The organism is Riemerella anatipestifer, assembly GCF_035666175.1.
Lineage (GTDB): Bacteria > Bacteroidota > Bacteroidia > Flavobacteriales > Weeksellaceae > Riemerella > Riemerella anatipestifer_D.
In genome coordinates this window covers 1,097,123-1,117,462 of record NZ_CP142016.1, presented here as the reverse complement: position 1 = coordinate 1,117,462, position 20,340 = coordinate 1,097,123, and the positions used below count along the sequence as shown (strand labels likewise).

The following is a 20,340-nucleotide window of genomic DNA, read 5'->3' as shown; positions in this document are numbered from 1 at the left end:
AAAAGTAATTGACTAAAACTTAAAAATGAAATTCGGAAAAGTATTAGACCCATCGGTAGTAGATTTTACATTGCCTAGTTCACATCCAGATACTCTAAGGATATTGGGAGGGAAGCCTGTTCAAAAGCTAAATATTTCAGTAGGTTGTGCCAAGTGGAATAAAGCAGAGTTGAAAGGCTTTTATCCAAAAGGGACTAAAGACGAACTATCTTATTATTCTACTCAATTTAACTCAATTGAACTTAACGCGACCTTTTATAGTTTACCTTCCGCTGAGCAGGTTGCTGTATGGAGAGATAAAACACCCGCAGGGTTCAAGTTTTTTCCAAAAATCACAAATACCATATCTCATTACCGAAGGCTAATCAATGTTAATGATGTGGTAACGCAATATGCTACTTCAATTTTAAACTTTAATGAAAAGCTTGGAATGGTATTTTTGCAACTTCATGATAATTTTCAACCTAAAAACTTTGACCGTTTAGAGAGGTTTGTATTAGATTGGCCTTGTGAAATTCCTTTAGCCATAGAACTAAGAAACGAAAAATGGTTTTCTGATGAAACAGTATTTCAAGAAACTTGTAATCTTTTTGAAAGTAGAAATATTACTAATATTATAGTGGATACGGCGGGAAGGAGAGATATGTTGCATCAAAGACTTACCACGTCCACAGCATTTATTCGTTATGTAGGAGCAAATACAGATAGCGATTATACAAGATTAGAAGATTGGGTACAACTCATTAAATATTGGAAGGAGCAAGGTTTACAAAATCTTTATTTTTTTGTACATCAGAATCTAGAGGAAGCCTCTCCGCTTCTTTCCGCACATTTTATCCAAACACTCAATGAAGCATTAGGTAAAAATTTACAAATACCCAAAATGGCGAGTCCAAAAACACTAACTTTATTTTAATAAACCTAATAAAAATGTAGGCAGTACACCATATATTACTATATGTCCTAGATTATGTTCAAATTTTTCATTTTGCAAATCAGTCGATTATATATGATGGATAAAAAAATGTTATAAAACATTTGGAGTTAATGACAAAGAATTTATATTTTTGCAGCCTCGATATGAGAGAGTAGGAGTGGATTGATTAGTTTAAATGCTTAGTAGTAATAAGCCTTAAGAATAAGGAGGAGTATTGCGAGGGGGTGTTTATCGGTGTTGAGAAAAAATATTTAAAATTTTTTCAAAAACATTTGGTCAATTAAAAAAAACTTTTTACTTTTGCGCTCGCAAATCGGAACTGAGAAAATCGGTGAGAGATTTAGCGAGAAGAATAGAGGACATTGAAAGATACTATAACAACCAAGTAAGGAAAAAACCAAAGCGTAACAAAACTTTGAGTGAGACGGGAAAAACATACAATGGAGAGTTTGATCCTGGCTCAGGATGAACGCTAGCGGGAGGCCTAACACATGCAAGCCGAGCGGTAGAGTATCTTCGGATACTTGAGAGCGGCGTACGGGTGCGGAACACGTGTGCAACCTGCCTTTATCTGAGGGATAGCCTTTCGAAAGGGAGATTAATACCTCATAATATACTGATTGGCATCAATTAGTATTGAAAGCTCCGGCGGATAGAGATGGGCACGCGCAAGATTAGATAGTTGGTGAGGTAACGGCTCACCAAGTCAATGATCTTTAGGGGGCCTGAGAGGGTGATCCCCCACACTGGTACTGAGACACGGACCAGACTCCTACGGGAGGCAGCAGTGAGGAATATTGGACAATGGGTGCAAGCCTGATCCAGCCATCCCGCGTGAAGGACGACGGCCCTATGGGTTGTAAACTTCTTTTGTACAGGGATAAACCTACCCTCGTGAGGGTAGCTGAAGGTACTGTACGAATAAGCACCGGCTAACTCCGTGCCAGCAGCCGCGGTAATACGGAGGGTGCAAGCGTTATCCGGATTTATTGGGTTTAAAGGGTCCGCAGGCGGGCTAGTAAGTCAGTGGTGAAAGCCTACAGCTTAACTGTAGAACTGCCGTTGATACTGCTAGTCTTGAGTATAGTTGAGGTAGCTGGAATGAGTAGTGTAGCGGTGAAATGCATAGATATTACTCAGAACACCGATTGCGAAGGCAGGTTACCAAGTTATAACTGACGCTGAGGGACGAAAGCGTGGGGAGCGAACAGGATTAGATACCCTGGTAGTCCACGCCGTAAACGATGCTAACTCGTTTTTGGGCTTTAGGGTTCAGAGACTAAGCGAAAGTGATAAGTTAGCCACCTGGGGAGTACGACCGCAAGGTTGAAACTCAAAGGAATTGACGGGGGCCCGCACAAGCGGTGGATCATGTGGTTTAATTCGATGATACGCGAGGAACCTTACCAAGGCTTAAATGGGAATTGACAGCTGTAGAAATACGGTTTTCTTCGGACAATTTTCAAGGTGCTGCATGGTTGTCGTCAGCTCGTGCCGTGAGGTGTTAGGTTAAGTCCTGCAACGAGCGCAACCCCTGTCACTAGTTGCCATCATTAAGTTGGGGACTCTAGTGAGACTGCCTACGCAAGTAGCGAGGAAGGTGGGGATGACGTCAAATCATCACGGCCCTTACGCCTTGGGCCACACACGTGATACAATGGCCGGTACAGAGGGCAGCTACACTGCGAAGTGATGCAAATCTCGAAAGCCGGTCTCAGTTCGGATTGGAGTCTGCAACTCGACTCTATGAAGCTGGAATCGCTAGTAATCGCGCATCAGCCATGGCGCGGTGAATACGTTCCCGGGCCTTGTACACACCGCCCGTCAAGCCATGGAAGCTGGGGGTACCTGAAGTCGGTGACCGTAACAGGAGCTGCCTAGGGTAAAACTAGTAACTAGGGCTAAGTCGTAACAAGGTAGCCGTACCGGAAGGTGCGGCTGGAACATCTCATTTTAGAGACTCATTTGGAGTATAAACAAAAATAAGAGAGCTTACTTAAAGTAGCTTTGGTTTTTTTACTGGTTGGTATATAAAGAAATAACCCCTAAGATTAGTATCAGGGATAAGAAAGAGATTAGAAACTAGAAGTTGGAAGTTAGAAAAAGGATGCAAGTCTAAATTCTAACAATCTAAACTCTGACATCTAAGACAGTCTCGTAGCTCAGCTGGTTAGAGCGCTACACTGATAATGTAGAGGTCGGCAGTTCGAGCCTGCCCGAGACTACTAATTATAAAAAGAGGGGGAATTAGCTCAGCTGGCTAGAGCGCCTGCCTTGCACGCAGGAGGTCAAGGGTTCGACTCCCTTATTCTCCACAAGGGTTAGATATTTAATTTAAAAGTGACGGATGGGGCCAAATACAACATCAGTTCATTAAATATTTAGCGAGCGTAAAGCACATTGACATTAACGGTAAAAGACATCACAAAGAGAAAACCGAGCACTTATAAGTGCTTGAGTAACCAAAAATATTAGGAAAGAAATCGTTAAGGGCGTATGGCGGATGCCTAGGCTTTCAGAGGCGACGAAGGACGTGGTAAGCTGCGAAAAGCTACGGGGATTGGCACACACGAATAGATCCGTAGATATCCGAATGGGGCAACCCAATACATTGAAGATGTATTACTGCGTAAGCAGAGCAAACCCGGAGAACTGAAACATCTAAGTACCCGGAGGAAAAGAAATCGAAGAGATTCCGTAAGTAGTGGCGAGCGAAAGCGGATTAGCCCAAAAGCTTTTATATGTTTAATAGAACACTTTGGAAAGAGTGGCCATAGAGGGTGATAGCCCCGTACATGAAAGGCATACATAAGTGATACAAGAGTAGGGCGGGACACGTGAAATCCTGTCTGAATATGGGGGGACCATCCTCCAAGGCTAAATACTCCTGAAAGACCGATAGTGAACAAGTACTGTGAAGGAAAGGTGAAAAGCACTTCGAATAGAAGGGTGAAAGAGAACCTGAAACCGTACGCCTACAAGCGGTCGGAGCAGCTTATTGCTGTGACGGCGTGCCTTTTGCATAATGAGCCTACGAGTTAATTTTACTAGCGAGGTTAAGTAATTAAGTTACGGAGCCGAAGCGAAAGCGAGTCTGAATAGGGCGAATAGTTAGTAGGATTAGACGCGAAACCTTGTGATCTACCCATGGGCAGGTTGAAGCTTTGGTAACACAAAGTGGAGGACCGAACCGGTTGACGTTGAAAAGTCTTCGGATGACCTGTGGGTAGGGGTGAAAGGCCAATCAAACTGGGAGATAGCTCGTACTCTCCGAAATGCATTTAGGTGCAGCGTTGATGTTAAGTTTATTAGAGGTAGAGCTACTGATTGGATGCGGGGGTTTCACCGCCTACCAATTCCTGACAAACTCCGAATGCTAATAAATGTTCATCAGCAGTGAGGGCATGGGTGCTAAGGTCCATGTCCGAGAGGGAAAGAACCCGGACCAACAGCTAAGGTCCCTAAATATATGCTAAGTTGAAATAACGCGGTTGGACTGCATTGACAGCTAGGATGTTGGCTTGGAAGCAGCCATTCATTTAAAGAGTGCGTAACAGCTCACTAGTCGAGCGGTCCGGCATGGATAATAATCGGGCATAAGCATATTACCGAAGCTATGGGATGTATTAATACATCGGTAGGAGAGCATTCTATCGGCGCAGAAGCAGTATCGCGAGGTATTGTGGAGCTTATAGAAAAGAAAATGTAGGCATAAGTAACGATAAAGGGGGCGAGAACCCCCCTCACCGAAAGACTAAGGTTTCCTCAGCCATGCTAATCAGCTGAGGGTTAGTCGGGACCTAACGCGTACCCGAAAGGGGAAGTGGATGGACAATGGGTTAATATTCCCATACTTGCTCACACTAAAAAGGGGACGGATTGCCGTACTTACTGAAGACTGACGGAATAGTTGAGACCTAGCCTACGGGCGAAGTTGTTGTAGGGAAAGCAGTTCCAAGAAAAGCCGAAGTGAAGCAACCCGTACCAAAACCGACACAGGTAGTCGAGGAGAGAATCCTAAGGTGCTCGAGTGAGTCGTGGCTAAGGAACTAGGCAAAATAGTCTCGTAACTTCGGAAGAAGAGACGCCAACAGAAATGTTGGCCGCAGTGAAGAGGCCCAGGCGACTGTTTATCAAAAACACAGGACTCTGCTAAATCGAAAGATGCTGTATAGGGTCTGACACCTGCCCGGTGCTGGAAGGTTAAGGAAGGTGCTTAGCGTAAGCGAAGGCATTAACTGAAGCCCCAGTAAACGGCGGCCGTAACTATAACGGTCCTAAGGTAGCGAAATTCCTTGTCGGGTAAGTTCCGACCTGCACGAATGGTGTAACGATCTGGGCACTGTCTCAGCCACGAGCTCGGTGAAATTGTAGTATCGGTGAAGATGCCGATTACCCGCAATGGGACGAAAAGACCCTGTGAACCTTTACTATAACTTCGTATTGACTTTGAGTAAACAATGTGTAGGATAGGTGGGAGGCTGTGAATCTGGCACGCTAGTGTTGGTGGAGCCGTTGTTGAAATACCACCCTTTGTTTACTTAGAGCCTAACTCGGAAACGAGGACATTGCGTGGTGGGTAGTTTGACTGGGGTGGTCGCCTCCAAAAGAGTAACGGAGGCTTTCAAAGGTACCCTCAGCACGCTTGGTAACCGTGCGTAGAGTGTAATGGCATAAGGGTGCTTGACTGTGAGACCTACAAGTCGATCAGGTGCGAAAGCAGGACATAGTGATCCGGTGGTTCCGTATGGAAGGGCCATCGCTCATAGGATAAAAGGTACTCCGGGGATAACAGGCTAGTCTCCCCCAAGAGCTCACATCGACGGGGAGGTTCGGCACCTCGATGTCGGCTCGTCACATCCTGGGGCTGGAGAAGGTCCCAAGGGTTGGGCTGTTCGCCCATTAAAGTGGCACGCGAGCTGGGTTCAGAACGTCGTGAGACAGTTCGGTCTCTATCTATTGCGGGCGTTAGATGTTTGAGAGGGCTTGAATCTAGTACGAGAGGACCGATTTGAACAAACCTCTGGTGTATCTGTTGTGCCGCCAGGCGCACCGCAGAGTAGCTAAGTTTGGTAAGGATAAGCACTGAAGGCATATAAGTGCGAAACCTGCCTCAAGATGAGACATCTTTTAAGGGTCGTGGGAGATGACCACGTTGATAGGCTACAGGTGTAAAGTTGGTAACAGCATAGCCGAGTAGTACTAATTACCCGTAGATTTATAGCCTAATGGGTTATGTTAAAAAAGCCTTATAAGTGCGAGCAAGGTTTTGTCTTTGTGATGAAAATTACCGATAAAAAGAATTAGGACACACTAATTTTTATATAAAGAACTTTAGGGTGGTTTTAGCGGTGGGGCTCACCTGTTCCCATTCCGAACACAGAAGTTAAGCCCACCAGCGCCGATGGTACTACGAAAGTGGGAGAGTAGGTCGCCGCCAGTTTTTATTTTTGAAAAGCCTCTAGCAGTATTGCTAGAGGCTTTTTGTTTGGAGTGTTCAGGAAGGAGGTGTGTTGTCTTATCAGACGCCACATCGGCGTAGCCTAAGACAACGGAGTGTTGTAGGGTAAAGCAACACATCGGCGTAGGATTATAAAACTCCTTGCACCGTTTTAATTAAAACGGTGCGAGAGATAGGATAACTTCTCGCAGTGTTTTCTGAAAGTTTAAAAGAGTTGGAACTAAGCGATTGAAATTTGTATTATGAATGCCGTTGCGTGAGGGCGAAGGGCATTGTTGGAGCTCATCTTACAAAGGTGTAAGGGATAGGTGTGGGCTTTGTAAGATAGCGACTGCCCGTAGACCGACCCTAGTGCTGGGTTAGATTTGGCAAAGGGACACGCCCTATAGGGAAGAGGGTATCTTTAATCTTTTAGTAAAATTATGAACTTAATAATAAATGACTACATTTGCAGTGTGAAAAATCTAAGTATGAAGAAAATTATATTTTTAACTTGTATAGGGCTTGGGGGTGTTGTTTTGGCTCAAGAGAATTCTTTTTCTCTTGAAAAAAAATTAGAAGAAGATAAAAATCGTTTGCTCTCTCAGTTTGATTTTTATAAGAATAATTTACTTACTAATAAAGTATTGGCAGGTAAGTCCTCTCTTGAAGGTATAAAAAAAGCAGAAAGGGCTTTGCTAGATAAAAGAAAAAAGGTTGATTTCTTTTTTGATGGAAAGCCTTATTTCTTGAGTACAGAGGATTTAGACCAAATAGAGAACTCTAATGTGGATTTTATCCAAAATGGTAAAATGTTAGGGCTGACAAAAAGTTATAATGGAGAAAATGTAAAGGTATCTGTGTTCGACGGAGGGAAAGTCTATGAGAAACATACTGATTTTGGAGGTGCTGTAAGTACTAGAGTGGTTAATAAAGAGAAAGTTTCTTCTAGTTATAGTGCTCATGCGACTGCTGTTACTAGTATGTTAGGGGGGATAGGGCATATTATAGGAGATGGGACTATCTCGGGTAATACTAAGGGAATTATGCCTAAAGCTACTTTTGATGCTTATAGTTTTATGAATTCTACTTTAGAGGGCGAAAATGCTGATAAAACAGTATATCAAAAAATATTATTCTCTAAAGCGTATCTTTCTAATCATTCGTATGGTATAAATCCAGGTTGGAGTTACGAAGAGGCAGGTGACATGGGAAAAGGCTTTTATTGGGGAGGTGCTTATGATACAGCAACTAAATTGTCTTACGATTTGAATGGAGCCTATCTTAGTAATGACCAAAAATATGATGATATAGTTTATGAAAATCCTTCTATGATTTTAGTTAAATCAGCAGGGAATTCCTTTGGTGATGGTCCTTCAGGTACCAGTCTAAACTCTTATTATGAAGATGATAATGGGAATTATGTTCAGTTTACGCAGGCTGATACTTTACCTAGTAATAACTGTTCTGAGGGATATGACTGTATAGGACCTGGTTCTTTGGCTAAAAATATTATAGTAGTTGGTGCTACGGAAAAAATAACCTCAAATAATAAAAGATATAATCAATCTACCGATGTAGTAAAAGCTGATTATAGTAGTGCAGGTCCTAGAGATGATGGTGCTATAAAACCTGATATTGCAGGTGTGGGAAGTGATATTTTTTCTGCATCATCATCTAGTACAGGTAGTAATGGGTGGACTTATGGAAGTGGAACTTCTTATTCAGCTCCTCAAGTTACAGGTATTATAGGGCTATGGATACAGATTTATAAAGATTTGTTTAATGGTTCTAGTTTAGATGCTGCATCGGCGAAAACACTTTTAGTACATTCTGCAGACGAAGCAGGAAATATAGGTCCAGATGCTTGGTTTGGTTGGGGATTTGCTAATGCCCAAAAAGGAGCAGAACTTTTAGTAAAGAAAAGTAATGGAGAGGTTATTTTTGAAAATAAAAAATTGACAAGCGGAAGTAAGGAGTCAATAGCGTTAAACACTGATGGTAAACAACCGCTTAAGGTAACTATAAGTTGGGTAGACCCTTCTTATAAAAAATTGCCTGAGACCTATGGAGATGCTCATAATAATAGAACTTCTAAGTTAGTAAATGATTTGGATTTAAGAATCATAAATGAAAAAACGGGAGAGGTATATTATCCTTGGAAGCTGAATATCAATAGTCCAATGGCTGCTGCAACTAAGGGAGACAATACGGTAGATAATGTAGAGCAGGTTTTAATAGATACACCATCTTCAGGGACATATAGAGTGGAAGTTTCCCATAAAGGTAAAATACTTAATAATTCAGGAGCTGAAACGCAATCACAAGATTATAGCATTATAGTTTCTGGATATACTAATCTTGTGTTGAGTACTCAGACCAGTGAGGTCACATTACAAGATGCTGTGGTAACTTCTAATATTATTTTTGTTAACCCTCAATTAATTACTTCTCCTGTGTATATGTATGATATGTCAGGAAGATTAATTCAAACTATAAGTAGTAATTTCTCACAATCGGTTGATGTGTCTGGGCTTACGCCAGGTGTATATATAATAAATATGATGACAATCAATGGTAAGGTTACTAAGAAATTTATCAAAAAATAAAAGTGAATATTTTAATTTACTAAATAGCATAGTTTGAAATAAATTAAAAAGCGTTCGTTTTAATTAAAACGAACGCTTTTAGTATAAAAATGAACTTAACTTTTATTTACCTAAGAAAGTATTATACATCCAAACCTCTTTTTCTTGCTCCTTAATATAATCGCTCATTTGAGAGTTAGTACCCTCATCACCAGCTTCACCAGCAATTTCTAAGATTTCTCTTTGTAGGTCAATCACTATTTTAAAAGCTTCTAGAATTTGTTCTACACATTTGTTTCCGTCGGTTACTTCTTTACTTTCTTTGATGGAAGAAACCTTTAAATAATCTGAGTAATTGTGGTTAGGTGTAGCACCTAGTGTTAAAATTCTCTCTGCAATTTCATCTATTTTAAGAACTAAAGAGTCGTAAAGCTCTTCAAATTTAGGGTGAAGTGTAAAGAAGTCAGCCCCTTTGATATTCCAATGAGCACCTCTTGTATTTTGATAAAAAATAGAATAATTGGCTAAAAGTATATTTAGTTTTTCAGTAATGTTTTGGCAATCGGATTCTTTTAACCCTATAATTTTAGAATTTTTCATAATAGTATTTTTTATTATTGAATTAACTTGGTACAAAGGTAGGGTTTACTCCTATTTGCTTCATAAATAATATGATAGTAAAAAACTATTGAGAGGATAGAGATTTAAGTTTAAATAAAAAAAAGACTCGTTAATATTAACGAGTCCTTTAAAAAAAGTAAGATATTACTTGTTTTTAGAATGAGAACATCATTCTAGCTTGTACAGAGTGGAAATTCTTATCATTAGGGAAATAAGGATTGTCTAAATGGCTATAAGTATATCCCGCAGAAAGAATTGCGTGTCTGTTGAAAGTATAGTTTAATCCTACAGTAGCAGAGTGAACTCTACCTCCAGCAATAGTTAAAGATTCATTAGGATAGTCTGTTATATTACCATTAGGATAGAATTTATCTTTACCCTTTAAGAATACATCTCCAGGTGCTATATCATTTAAGTTGGTATAGTTATACCTTGCAACGGCTTCTAGAGTACCTTCATCATAGTTACCGCTGATAAGGGCAAACTCTTTATTGTACTTGTATTTAGATTTATTATTTAGTAGATATCCTACTTCTACATATCCTCCATCAAAGTGAGAGTCTCCTAGAGGATTTGCTTTTTGCCAGCTTTCTAAAGTAGTCCAACTCCAAATACCTCCAAGTTGAGCTTCAAATAACTCTTTATCAGGTCTTTGTTTTTTCACTTTTTGGATAACATATTCACCTCTAATAAAGAATTTTGGTGTTTTTAATAAAGCTTCGAATCCTGCTTTGTATAGGTTTTTAGCCCATGGAACATCAGCGTTTACAAAACTATTGTTGTGGTCTATACCAAGCTCTAGTGGAGAAGCAATACTAAGATTAGTTTTTAGAGTTTTACCTTCATTGATAAGTTCTCCTCCGTTGATTTGTCTGTATCTAAGAGAACCTCCCAAGTGAAGGGTCATATCAGAGTTGCTAATAGGTAAGTACACATATCTACCTGTAAGATTCCAGCTTTGGTTTCCTGCAGGTTTCTTTTGTTCTAATACATCTTCTGTAAATAAACCTTGGTCAGAGAAGAATCTATTGTTGAAGTATTTATAAGTAATACCAAGAGCTCTGAAGTTTCCTAATGCATTTACAGATGAAGGACGATTCATGAACTTCATAGCGTATTCACTAGTGTTTAAGTTCATAGAGAAAGGCTCTGCATAGTAACCAAACTTAATACTCTTAGAGCTTTGTTCGTCATTTTTTAAGAAATATCTTACGAATAAGTTTCTTTGATGAAATTTACCACCACCAAAATCGAAGTCTCCGTAGAAATACCATTTTTTAACCCGTTGTGCATTATGAAATGAAAAAAACAAGAGTTGTTTATTAGACTGAAAATCAGTATATTGTTTTTGCTATAAAACGATATAAATGAACAACATAGAGCAAATATATGAAAGAATTTTGGAAGTTTTAGGACTTTTTTCAGAAAATCAACTGATTAGTTATCAGAGAAGAACACCTAAAATGAGCGATTTAGAAGTCATAAGTCTTAATATTACTGCTGAATACTTGAGTATTGATAGCGAATTACAGTTATTTAGAAAATTGCCAAACTCTCTGATAAACAAAATTGAAAGAAGTGTTTACAATAAGCGAAAACGAAGACTATCCCTACAAACAGAGCAAATTAGACAGCGTATTTCGATGGAGTTCAATGAGTTTGAAGATATTTTTATCGTTGATAGCATGCCAATGAAAGTTTGTGAAAACGCTCGTTCTACTCGTTCAAAAATTTGTAAAGAGCAATCCTATTCTTCACCAACATATGGTTATTGTGCTTCACAGAAATTATATTTCTATGGCTATAAACTACACGCAGTATGTTCTTTAAATGGTGTGATTAAGAATTTTGATATAAGCCCTGCATCCGTTCACGACATCCACTATTTAAAAGATATTGGTGAGCAAATGCGAAACTGTACTTTAATTGGAGATAGAGGCTATTTATCAGCAAAAGTTCAAATAGATTTATTTAACTATGCTAATATTAAATTAGATACACCAATGAGAAGTAATCAGAAAGATTATATTCCTCAATTTTCATTGTACAAGAAAAAGCGAAAACGAATTGAGACATTTTTCTCTCAACTTTGCGACCAATTTATGATTAAAAGAAACAATGCTAAAACTTTTGAAGGCTTTAAAACAAGGATAATCAGTAAAATAACCGCCGCAACGGTTATTCAATATATCAATAAATTTATCTTCCAAAGAAAATTAAATCATCTAAAAATCAGTATTATTTAAAATGCACAACGAGTTTTTTTATAATTTAGAGATGTTCTGATTCTAGCATCAGAGATATCAGCTCCAGATCTTACAGGGGTGTATTCACTAGAACTAAATGATAAATCTGTAATAAATCTAGCCCCCAACATTACTTGAACATCGTTCTCTTTATCTTCATATATAGTATATGGTTTGATAGCTGCCTTATCCTGAGCGTACAGATTACCTAACGCTCCTAGAGTGAATAAAGAAGCTAATATAATATTCTTTTTCATGAGTTTAATTATTTAATATATTATGGTTTGTTTTTATAAAGTTTAGTACCCTAGCCTTTTAAGTAGGTCTGAAGAGTTTTCTACAGATTGAGCTGCGTTTTTATCTCTAGCATTTTTTTCTATGTAGTAGTGTAATGTTTCTTCAGCTCTATTGGTAAACATAGCGTCACAATAAGGTGGAGCAGAAAGATTACCTATACTATTACCATAATTATAATCACCGAAGTATTTTTTCATTTGGTCTTTAGTATCAAATGAATATGGGTGAATTTTCATGTTAGAGCGTCTGATAAGATCTGCTTGCCAAGGTTTTAACATCTCAGGGTAGTTGTTAGGTGCTCCAGAGATAGATGGTCCAGCGAAGTGAGCTAAGTTCTCTACACCTAGATTGATGAAAGAAGCATATCCTTCTGGAGAGTCATCAGACATATCGGTAGCTCCATTTCCTTTCCAAAGTAGGAAACACATAGGTACCTTACCTTGATAGAAGTCTTTAATTCGTTTTAAACTTTGTAATGAGAATGTTTGTAAGATAACTTTACCGTTAGTATTACCTACATTAACTTTGCCATTAACATAGAACGGAGTATTTTCAGCTTCAGGCTTAGTGATGATATTCATACCGTAAAGGTCTAACTCATCGTAAACCATTTTTTCGAACTCAGAAGGGTTTAACCAAGGTTCTTTAAATTCAACATAAATACCAGGTCTATGCCCTGTGTCTTGTTCGTCTTTTACATACTGAGTAGTATATTTTACGATTTTTTCTTTAACACCAGAAAGTGGGTGTGACATTGTTTTGTCAGTCAGCTTTTTAGTTGTTTCAGCTCTCGTACCATCTGCATTTCTTTTTAATTTATATCCTCTAGAATACATAATCATGTCCTCTAAAGAAGATATATATTGGCGCTGAGTGGTAAATCCAGCTCTTGCTTGTTCAGGATTGGTTTCATTAAACCATGTTCCAGCGTCTAATTTTAACAATTCTTCGTATGTGTAAGAACTTGGAAGGTTAGGGTAGAAATTTTTTCTGTCTACTTCCACCATTTTGTCCGCTTCATCAGATGAATACCCTAAATCTAAATAATATTGCTTTCTAGTAGAAGGGAGATGTTCTCCATACACTATTTCAATGTTGGTAGTTCGTTTTAGGTTGTCATCATGTAATGCTAAAACAACTCCATCTTTTGATACCTGCAAATCTGCCTCTAGATAATCTGCTCCAATTTCTCTACCCCATCTAAAAGCAGCTTCTTTTTCTTCAGGTGTCCAAAATGTAGAACCACGGTGTGCAATAACAGCATTTTCAGGAACATAATCTCTCACTTTTATCATTTCAGGAGAGAGTTGTTTTACCTCTACTTTACTTACATCAATATCAGGATTACTTACTTCCCGATCTGAATTACACGCAAGCATGGTGAAAACACACGCAGCCATGCTAGCTCTAAATACATTTTTTAACATAATTATCTTTTATTTTAAGGGTTTAAATTTTTCTCATCTTTTATAGTAAAGCTTATGAAAATGATAGATAGCAAACATGCTATAATAAGTAGGATAAAGCCAGAGTCCCAACCAAAATATTCTACAAGGTAGCCCATGGTAATATTAGCTAGGATAGCCGTTCCTAAGAGATAACCTAGGAGACCAGTGAGTCCAGCAGCAGTACCAGCAGCTTTTTTGGGTGCTAAATCTAGAGCTTGAACACCAATCAGCATTACTGGACCATAAATTAAAAATCCTATGGCTATAAGGGTTATCCCATCAAGAACTTTGTTATCCATATTTTTCCAGTAGATAAATACAAATACAGTAACTAGAGCCATATAGATTATGGTAATTAAAGATCTCTTACCTTTGAAAATTTTATCACTTAACCATCCACATAAAATGGTTCCAGGTATAGCAGCCCATTCGTAAGCAGAGTATGCCCAGCTAACTTCTTTTATATCATAGTGTTTTACGGCTTGTAAGTAGGTAGGAGCCCAGTCTAAAACACCGTATCTTACCAAATAAACAAATGCATTAGCTATAGCTATAAACCAAAGGGTTCTATTGTTTAAAACATAAGTGAAGAATATATCTTTTGTTGAAAGTTCTTCCTCTGAGTTTTTCGAGTAGTTTTTAGGGTAGTCATTTCTGTATTCTTCAATAGGAGGAAGTCCACAAGATTGAGGCGTATCTCTTACTAATAAAAGAGAGATGAGGGCTATTGCAATCCCTACTATAGCAGGAACCCAAAATGTACCCACTTGCCAAGAGCCAAACCATAGAGTAGCATATCCTACTAATGGAGCTAATAGGCCACCTCCAACATTATGTGCTATATTTCAAAAAGACATTTTCGTGCCTCGTTCATTTTGAGAAAACCAATGGGTCATCACTCTTCCGCAAGGAGGCCAACCCATACCTTGAAACCAACCAATTAAAAATTGTAAAATAAACATGATGGTGATGGAAGAAACTCCAAGGCTAGTCCCTAAGACTAAAGTAACAAGAGATGATAAAATAAGACCTAGGGCTAGAAATTTTCTAGCATCACTTCTATCAGATACACCTCCCATGAAAAATTTGGATAAACCGTAAGCTATTGCGTTGGCAGAAAGAGCAAAGCCTAGACTTGCTTTTGTAAAACCTTCATTTTCTAAATAAGGCATTGCCAGAGAGAAATTTTTTCGGACTAAATAATAGCCAGCATACCCTATAAATATACCTATAAAAACTTGAAAACGCTTACTCTTATAAATGCTATCAATCTTCTCTTTTGGTAGAAGAGGCAGATGTTTAGCAGGAGATAAAAAAGATTTCATATATTGTATTAAAGTGTTTATTGTTTTTTTGATGTATAAAATACTTTTGTGTTATTTCAAAAAGTTTTTTGTAACTAAAAACTCGTTGTGCATTTTAAATAATACTGATTTTTAGATGATTTAATTTTCTTTGGAAGATAAATTTATTGATATATTGAATAACCGTTGCGGCGGTTATTTTACTGATTATCCTTGTTTTAAAGCCTTCAAAAGTTTTAGCATAGTTTCTTTTAATCATAAATTGGTCGCAAAGTTGAGAGAAAAATGTCTCAATTCGTTTTCGCTTTTTCTTGTACAATGAAAATTGAGGAATATAATCTTTCTGATTACTTCTCATTGGTGTATCTAATTTAATATTAGCATAGTTAAATAAATCTATTTGAACTTTTGCTGATAAATAGCCTCTATCTCCAATTAAAGTACAGTTTCGCATTTGCTCACCACTATCTTTTAAATAGTGGATGTCGTGAACGGATGCAGGGCTTATATCAAAATTCTTAATCACACCATTTAAAGAACATACTGCGTGTAGTTTATAGCCATAGAAATATAATTTCTGTGAAGCACAATAACCATATGTTGGTGAAGAATAGGATTACTCTTTACAAATTTTTGAACGAGTAGAACGAGCGTTTTCACAAACTTTCATTGGCATGCTATCAACGATAAAAATATCTTCAAACTCATTGAACTCCATCGAAATACGCTGTCTAATTTGCTCTGTTTGTAGGGATAGTCTTCGTTTTCGCTTATTGTAAACACTTCTTTCAATTTTGTTTATCAGAGAGTTTGGCAATTTTCTAAATAACTGTAATTCGCTATCAATACTCAAGTATTCAGCAGTAATATTAAGACTTATGACTTCTAAATCGCTCATTTTAGGTGTTCTTCTCTGATAACTAATCAGTTGATTTTCTGAAAAAAGTCCTAAAACTTCCAAAATTCTTTCATATATTTGCTCTAAGTTGTTCATTTATATCGTTTTATAGCAAAAACAATATACTGATTTTCAGTCTAATAAACAACTCTTGTTTTTTTCATTTCATAATGCACAACGGGTTAACTAAAAATTTAGACCACAAATATACATTATCGAAACTAATCGAAACAATATGAAGTTTATCATCTTGGATTACATTTTTTCCATATTGTAGGGTAATGAGAAAATATTTATATTTGGCAAAATAGATGAAAAGTTAGGATATGAGCACAGCTAAAAGGCATCAGTACATTTTAGATAAAATAAAAAAAGAGGGACATATTTTAGTTTCGGATATTTCAAAAGAGCTATCAGTTTCGGAAGTTACCATAAGAAAAGATTTACGAGGGCTAGAAGACAAAGGTTTGCTGTTTAGGAATCATGGGGGAGCAAGTTGGGAAAACCCGTATGTATCTGATAAGCCGTTGAGTCATAAACAGCAAATCAATACACTGGAAAAAAGTAAAATTGCAAAAAAAGCAGTTTCCTTTATAGAGGAGAATGATGTGATAATTTTAGGCTCAGGGACAACGGTGCTGAGTATGGTAGAAAATCTACCAATGGATAAAAAACTTACGGTTATCACATCTTCTCTAATAGTGTCATCACTTTTATGTAAATATGAAAATATTACAGTAATACAACTAGGAGGAGATGTAAGACGCTCTTCACAATCAACGGTAGGTCCTATATCACAGCATCAACTTAGGTTGCTTTCTGCAAATAAATTATTTATAGGGGTAGATGGTCTAGATGTAGATTTTGGCGTTTCTACCTCAAATACGGGGGAGGCTTATCTTAACCAGCAAATGATAGAATGTTCCAGAAAAGTATACATATTATCTGACCACTCGAAGTTTGGTAAAAGAGGTCTAGGTAAAGTGTGTGATTTGAAAGAAATAGATTTTCTTATCACAGATCAAAAACTGAATGGTGATATTTTAAAGAAACTTGATGAATACGGTGTTCAAGTTGTTGTTTCTGACTAATAAGGAATTATTATAAAATACTGATTTTTAAATACTATAAATAAGAGTTTGTAGATTAAAATAAAATTATTACTTTTGCACCTTGAAACTAAAAATAAATAAAAGCAATTAAATGCCTACTATTCAACAATTAGTAAGAAAAGGAAGAGCCACACTTGCCAAGAAGAGCAAATCGGCTGCTTTGGATTCTTGTCCACAAAAGAGAGGTGTATGTACAAGAGTATATACAACTACACCTAAGAAACCTAACTCTGCGCTTAGAAAAGTAGCAAGGGTAAGACTTTCTAACGGTAAAGAAGTAAACGCTTATATCCCGGGCGAAGGACACAATCTCCAAGAGCACTCGATAGTATTGGTAAGAGGCGGAAGGGTGAAAGACCTACCGGGAGTTCGTTATCACATTGTTCGTGGTGCTTTAGATACCGCTGGAGTTAACGGAAGGCTTCAGAGAAGATCTAAGTACGGTGCTAAGCGTCCTAAAGATGCTAAAAAGTAATCATTAAATTTTAAGAAACAGAACAATGAGAAAAACAAAAGCGAAAAAAAGACCGTTGTTACCAGATCCAAAATTTAATGATCAGTTGGTAACTAGATTTGTGAATAACCTAATGCTAGACGGTAAGAAGTCTATCGCATTCAGAATTTTCTATGATGCACTAGACATCGTAGAAGCTAAAAAAGGAGAAAACGAAAAAACTTCATTAGAAATTTGGAAAGATGCTCTAACTAATGTAATGCCTCACGTAGAAGTGCGTTCAAGAAGAGTTGGTGGTGCTAACTTCCAAATCCCAATGCCTATTAGAGCAGATAGAAAAATCTCTATGGCAATGAAGTGGCTTATTAAGTACGCTAAAGCGAGAAATGATAAGTCTATGGCTCAGAAATTAGCTGCTGAAATTATTGCTGCTGCTAAGGAGGAAGGTGCTGCCTTCAAAAAGAAAACTGATACTCACAAAATGGCTGAGGCTAACAAAGCATTCTCACACTTTAGATTCTAATAGGAAATGGGAAGAGATCTTAAATACACTAGAAATATTGGTATTGCAGCTCACATTGATGCTGGTAAAACCACTACTACTGAAAGAATTCTATTCTATACAGGTAAAACCCATAAGATAGGTGAGGTACACGATGGTGCTTCTACTATGGACTGGATGGAGCAAGAAGCTGAAAGAGGGATTACAATTACTTCTGCGGCTACAACTTGTAATTGGGTATTTCCTAGACATGAAGGAAAGCCTACAGCAGACGCTAAAGATTATCACTTCAACATCATTGATACACCAGGACACGTGGACTTTACCGTAGAGGTAAACCGTTCTCTTAGAGTATTAGATGGTTTAGTATTCTTATTCTCTGCAGTAGACGGGGTAGAGCCTCAGTCTGAAACAAACTGGAGACTAGCAGATAACTACAAAGTAGCTAGAATGGGGTTTGTAAACAAAATGGATAGACAAGGTGCTGACTTCCTTAATGTGGTGAACCAAGTTAAGGAAATGTTAGGTTCTAACGCAGTTCCTATCGTACTTCCTATTGGTGCAGAAGAAGACTTCAAAGGAGTGGTAGACCTTATTAAGAATAGAGCTATCATTTGGCATGAGGAAACTCAAGGAGCTACTTTTGATGTAGTGCCTATTCCTGATGATATGAAAGATGATGTATTAGCTTACAGACAAAACTTGGTGGAAGCTGTTGCTGAATATGATGAGTCTTTATTAGAGAAGTTCTTTGAAGATCCAGATTCTATTACAGAAGAAGAAATCAACGATGCGCTTAGAAAAGCAACTATTGATTTATCTATTATCCCAATGACTTGTGGTTCATCATTCAAGAACAAAGGGGTGCAGTTTATGCTAGATGCGGTTTGTAGATACCTACCTTCGCCACTAGATAAAGATGATATCAACGGTACAGATCCTAATACAGATGCTGAAATCAGCAGAAAACCAGATGTAAACGAGCCTTTCTCTGCATTAGCATTTAAAATTGCTACAGACCCATTCGTGGGAAGATTAGCATTCTTTAGAGCTTATTCAGGAAGACTAGATGCTGGTTCTTATGTACTTAATACAAGATCTGGAAACAAAGAAAGAATTTCTAGAATTTACCAAATGCACGCTAATAAACAAAATCCTGTAGAGTATATCGAAGCGGGAGATATTGGTGCAGCGGTAGGTTTCAAAGATATTAAAACTGGGGATACACTTTCTGATGAGAAGAACCCTATCGTTTTAGAATCTATGATTTTCCCAGATCCAGTAATCGGTATTGCAGTAGAACCTAAAACTAAAGCAGACCAAGATAAATTGGGTAATGCTCTTGCTAAATTAGCAGAAGAAGACCCAACTTTCCAAGTGAAAACTGACGAAGCTTCTGGACAAACTATTATCTCTGGTATGGGTGAGCTTCACTTAGATATCATTGTAGACCGTTTGAAGAGAGAATTCAAAGTAGAAGTTAACCAAGGTCAGCCGCAAGTAGAGTACAAAGAAGCTCTTACTGCTACTGCTAACCATAGAGAAGTTTATAAGAAACAATCTGGTGGTAGAGGTAAGTTTGCGGATATCGTATTCGAAATCGGTCCAGCTGATGAAGGTAAGACAGGTCTTGAATTCATTAACGAAATTAAAGGTGGTAATATTCCTAAAGAATTTATCCCTTCTGTAGAAAAAGGATTCAAGGAAGCTATGAAGAATGGTCCTTTAGCAGGATTCGAAGTTGAAGCAATGAAGATTACCCTTAAAGATGGATCTTTCCACGCGGTAGACTCTGACCAACTTTCTTTCGAATTAGCAGCTAAGTTAGGTTTCAAAGCGGCTGGTAAAGCAGCGAAGGCTGTAATTATGGAGCCTATTATGAAGCTTGAAGTAGTTACTCCGGAAGAATATATGGGGGATATCGTAGGGGACCTTAACAGAAGAAGAGGTACTATTAACGGTATGGACGATAGAAACAACGCTAAGGTTATCAAGGCATTTGTTCCTCTTTCTGAAATGTTCGGGTATGTAACATCTCTTAGAACGCTTTCTTCGGGTAGAGCAACATCTTCTATGGAGTTTGAAAAGTACGAACCAGCTCCTCAGAACGTGGCTGACGAAGTAATAGAAAAAGCAAAAGGTTAATCTTTTAAAATTTAGAATTAAAATGTCACAAAGAATCAGAATAAAACTAAAATCTTACGATTACAATTTGGTAGATAAGTCTGCTGAGAAAATCGTAAAAACAGTAAAATCTACTGGTGCTGTAGTGAATGGTCCTATACCATTGCCTACTCACAAAAGAATCTTTACGGTTCTTAGATCTCCGCACGTTAATAAGAAGGCGAGAGAGCAGTTCCAACTTTCAGCTCACAAGAGATTGATGGATATCTACTCTTCTTCTTCTAAAACGGTAGATGCTTTAATGAAGTTAGAGCTTCCTAGCGGTGTAGATGTAGAAATCAAAGTTTGATAAATAAACTTTGCTATGAT

The 20,340-nt window shown here is 37.8% G+C and carries 12 protein-coding genes, 2 tRNA genes, 3 rRNA genes and 2 pseudogenes; 13 read left to right on the top strand and 6 right to left on the bottom strand.

The annotated features are described in order from the left end of the window. The first annotated feature begins 25 nt into the window (after positions 1–25). From VIX88_RS05565 to VIX88_RS05535, 7 genes are all read left to right on the top strand, one after another. Positions 26–916 (top strand): DUF72 domain-containing protein, encoded by an 891-nt coding sequence (locus VIX88_RS05565; RefSeq protein ID WP_064971219.1) that lies wholly within the window; start codon positions 26–28, stop codon positions 914–916. 458 nt (positions 917–1,374) lie between these two features. Then, positions 1,375–2,891: ribosomal RNA gene (locus VIX88_RS05560) — 16S ribosomal RNA — on the top strand. Between the two features lie 197 nt (positions 2,892–3,088). Further along, a tRNA-Ile gene (locus VIX88_RS05555) sits at positions 3,089–3,162 on the top strand. A gap of 16 nt (positions 3,163–3,178) precedes the next feature. Next, positions 3,179–3,252 (top strand) — tRNA-Ala (locus VIX88_RS05550). 161 nt (positions 3,253–3,413) lie between these two features. Beyond that, positions 3,414–6,163, top strand: a 23S ribosomal RNA gene (locus tag VIX88_RS05545). Positions 6,164–6,272: 109 nt separating this feature from the next. Further along, a 5S ribosomal RNA gene (gene rrf / locus VIX88_RS05540) occupies positions 6,273–6,380 on the top strand. The 16S, 23S and 5S rRNA genes sit together here with 2 tRNA genes alongside, the layout of an rRNA operon. A 488-nt stretch (positions 6,381–6,868) precedes the next feature. Continuing rightward, entirely contained in the window at positions 6,869–8,986 is a 2,118-nt protein-coding gene (locus VIX88_RS05535) for a S8 family peptidase (RefSeq protein ID WP_064971305.1), read from the top strand. A 102-nt stretch (positions 8,987–9,088) separates the two neighbouring features. On the opposite strand, the gene VIX88_RS05530 is transcribed toward VIX88_RS05535, so the two are convergent. Further along, positions 9,089–9,565, bottom strand: coding sequence for a Dps family protein (locus tag VIX88_RS05530; RefSeq protein WP_222535155.1), 477 nt, complete (start codon positions 9,563–9,565; stop codon positions 9,089–9,091). Between the two features lie 175 nt (positions 9,566–9,740). Further along, positions 9,741–10,898 (bottom strand): porin, encoded by a 1,158-nt coding sequence (locus tag VIX88_RS05525; protein ID WP_154212771.1) that lies wholly within the window; start codon positions 10,896–10,898, stop codon positions 9,741–9,743. Positions 10,899–10,953: 55 nt separating this feature from the next. Here VIX88_RS05525 and VIX88_RS05520 point away from each other — a divergent pair, with 55 nt between their 5' ends. Continuing rightward, a complete protein-coding gene (locus tag VIX88_RS05520) occupies positions 10,954–11,832 on the top strand; it encodes an IS982-like element ISRa1 family transposase (protein WP_127919812.1) in 879 nt (292 codons plus the stop codon). Here the strand turns inward: VIX88_RS05520 and VIX88_RS05515 are convergent. The 4 genes and pseudogenes from VIX88_RS05515 to VIX88_RS05500 all read right to left on the bottom strand — a co-directional run bounded on the left by VIX88_RS05515 (position 11,829) and on the right by VIX88_RS05500 (position 15,875). Continuing rightward, positions 11,829–12,089 (bottom strand): hypothetical protein, encoded by a 261-nt coding sequence (locus VIX88_RS05515; RefSeq protein ID WP_064971304.1) that lies wholly within the window; start codon positions 12,087–12,089, stop codon positions 11,829–11,831. The two genes, VIX88_RS05520 and VIX88_RS05515, sit on opposite strands and share 4 nt — an antisense overlap. A 42-nt stretch (positions 12,090–12,131) precedes the next feature. After that, a complete protein-coding gene (locus VIX88_RS05510; RefSeq protein WP_064971303.1) occupies positions 12,132–13,556 on the bottom strand; it encodes a glycerophosphodiester phosphodiesterase family protein in 1,425 nt (474 codons plus the stop codon). Positions 13,557–13,570: 14 nt separating this feature from the next. Then, positions 13,571–14,902, bottom strand: a pseudogene (gene glpT, locus VIX88_RS05505) (glycerol-3-phosphate transporter). 94 nt (positions 14,903–14,996) lie between these two features. After that, positions 14,997–15,875 (bottom strand): annotated as a pseudogene (locus tag VIX88_RS05500) (IS982-like element ISRa1 family transposase). Between the two features lie 230 nt (positions 15,876–16,105). Between VIX88_RS05500 and VIX88_RS05495 the strand changes: the two are divergent. From VIX88_RS05495 to rpsJ, 5 genes are all read left to right on the top strand, one after another. Beyond that, positions 16,106–16,870: a DeoR/GlpR family DNA-binding transcription regulator gene (locus VIX88_RS05495; protein ID WP_064971135.1), complete on the top strand. Its 765-nt coding sequence runs from the start codon at positions 16,106–16,108 to the stop codon at positions 16,868–16,870. 112 nt (positions 16,871–16,982) lie between these two features. After that, positions 16,983–17,366: a 30S ribosomal protein S12 gene (rpsL, locus tag VIX88_RS05490; RefSeq protein ID WP_004916448.1), complete on the top strand. Its 384-nt coding sequence runs from the start codon at positions 16,983–16,985 to the stop codon at positions 17,364–17,366. 25 nt (positions 17,367–17,391) lie between these two features. After that, entirely contained in the window at positions 17,392–17,868 is a 477-nt protein-coding gene (gene rpsG / locus VIX88_RS05485; RefSeq protein WP_004916451.1) for a 30S ribosomal protein S7, read from the top strand. A gap of 6 nt (positions 17,869–17,874) precedes the next feature. Further along, complete coding sequence (gene fusA, locus VIX88_RS05480; protein ID WP_014937531.1) at positions 17,875–19,992, top strand: elongation factor G; 2,118 nt, start codon at positions 17,875–17,877, stop codon at positions 19,990–19,992. Positions 19,993–20,014: 22 nt separating this feature from the next. Beyond that, a complete protein-coding gene (rpsJ, locus tag VIX88_RS05475) occupies positions 20,015–20,320 on the top strand; it encodes a 30S ribosomal protein S10 (protein WP_004916455.1) in 306 nt (101 codons plus the stop codon). Positions 20,321–20,340 lie beyond the last annotated feature (20 nt).

Excerpts from the sequence above, each read along its gene's own strand:
- VIX88_RS05565 (WP_064971219.1), top strand. The coding sequence starts at position 26 with ATGAAATTCGGAAAAGTATTAGACCCATCGGTAGTAGATTTTACATTG.
- VIX88_RS05535 (WP_064971305.1), top strand. The coding sequence starts at position 6,869 with ATGAAGAAAATTATATTTTTAACTTGTATAGGGCTTGGGGGTGTTGTT.
- VIX88_RS05530 (WP_222535155.1), bottom strand. The coding sequence starts at position 9,565 with ATGAAAAATTCTAAAATTATAGGGTTAAAAGAATCCGATTGCCAAAAC.
- VIX88_RS05520 (WP_127919812.1), top strand. The coding sequence starts at position 10,954 with ATGAACAACATAGAGCAAATATATGAAAGAATTTTGGAAGTTTTAGGA.
- VIX88_RS05515 (WP_064971304.1), bottom strand. The coding sequence starts at position 12,089 with ATGAAAAAGAATATTATATTAGCTTCTTTATTCACTCTAGGAGCGTTA.
- VIX88_RS05510 (WP_064971303.1), bottom strand. The coding sequence starts at position 13,556 with ATGTTAAAAAATGTATTTAGAGCTAGCATGGCTGCGTGTGTTTTCACC.
- VIX88_RS05495 (WP_064971135.1), top strand. The coding sequence starts at position 16,106 with ATGAGCACAGCTAAAAGGCATCAGTACATTTTAGATAAAATAAAAAAA.
- rpsL (WP_004916448.1), top strand. The coding sequence starts at position 16,983 with ATGCCTACTATTCAACAATTAGTAAGAAAAGGAAGAGCCACACTTGCC.
- rpsG (WP_004916451.1), top strand. The coding sequence starts at position 17,392 with ATGAGAAAAACAAAAGCGAAAAAAAGACCGTTGTTACCAGATCCAAAA.
- fusA (WP_014937531.1), top strand. The coding sequence starts at position 17,875 with ATGGGAAGAGATCTTAAATACACTAGAAATATTGGTATTGCAGCTCAC.
- rpsJ (WP_004916455.1), top strand. The coding sequence starts at position 20,015 with ATGTCACAAAGAATCAGAATAAAACTAAAATCTTACGATTACAATTTG.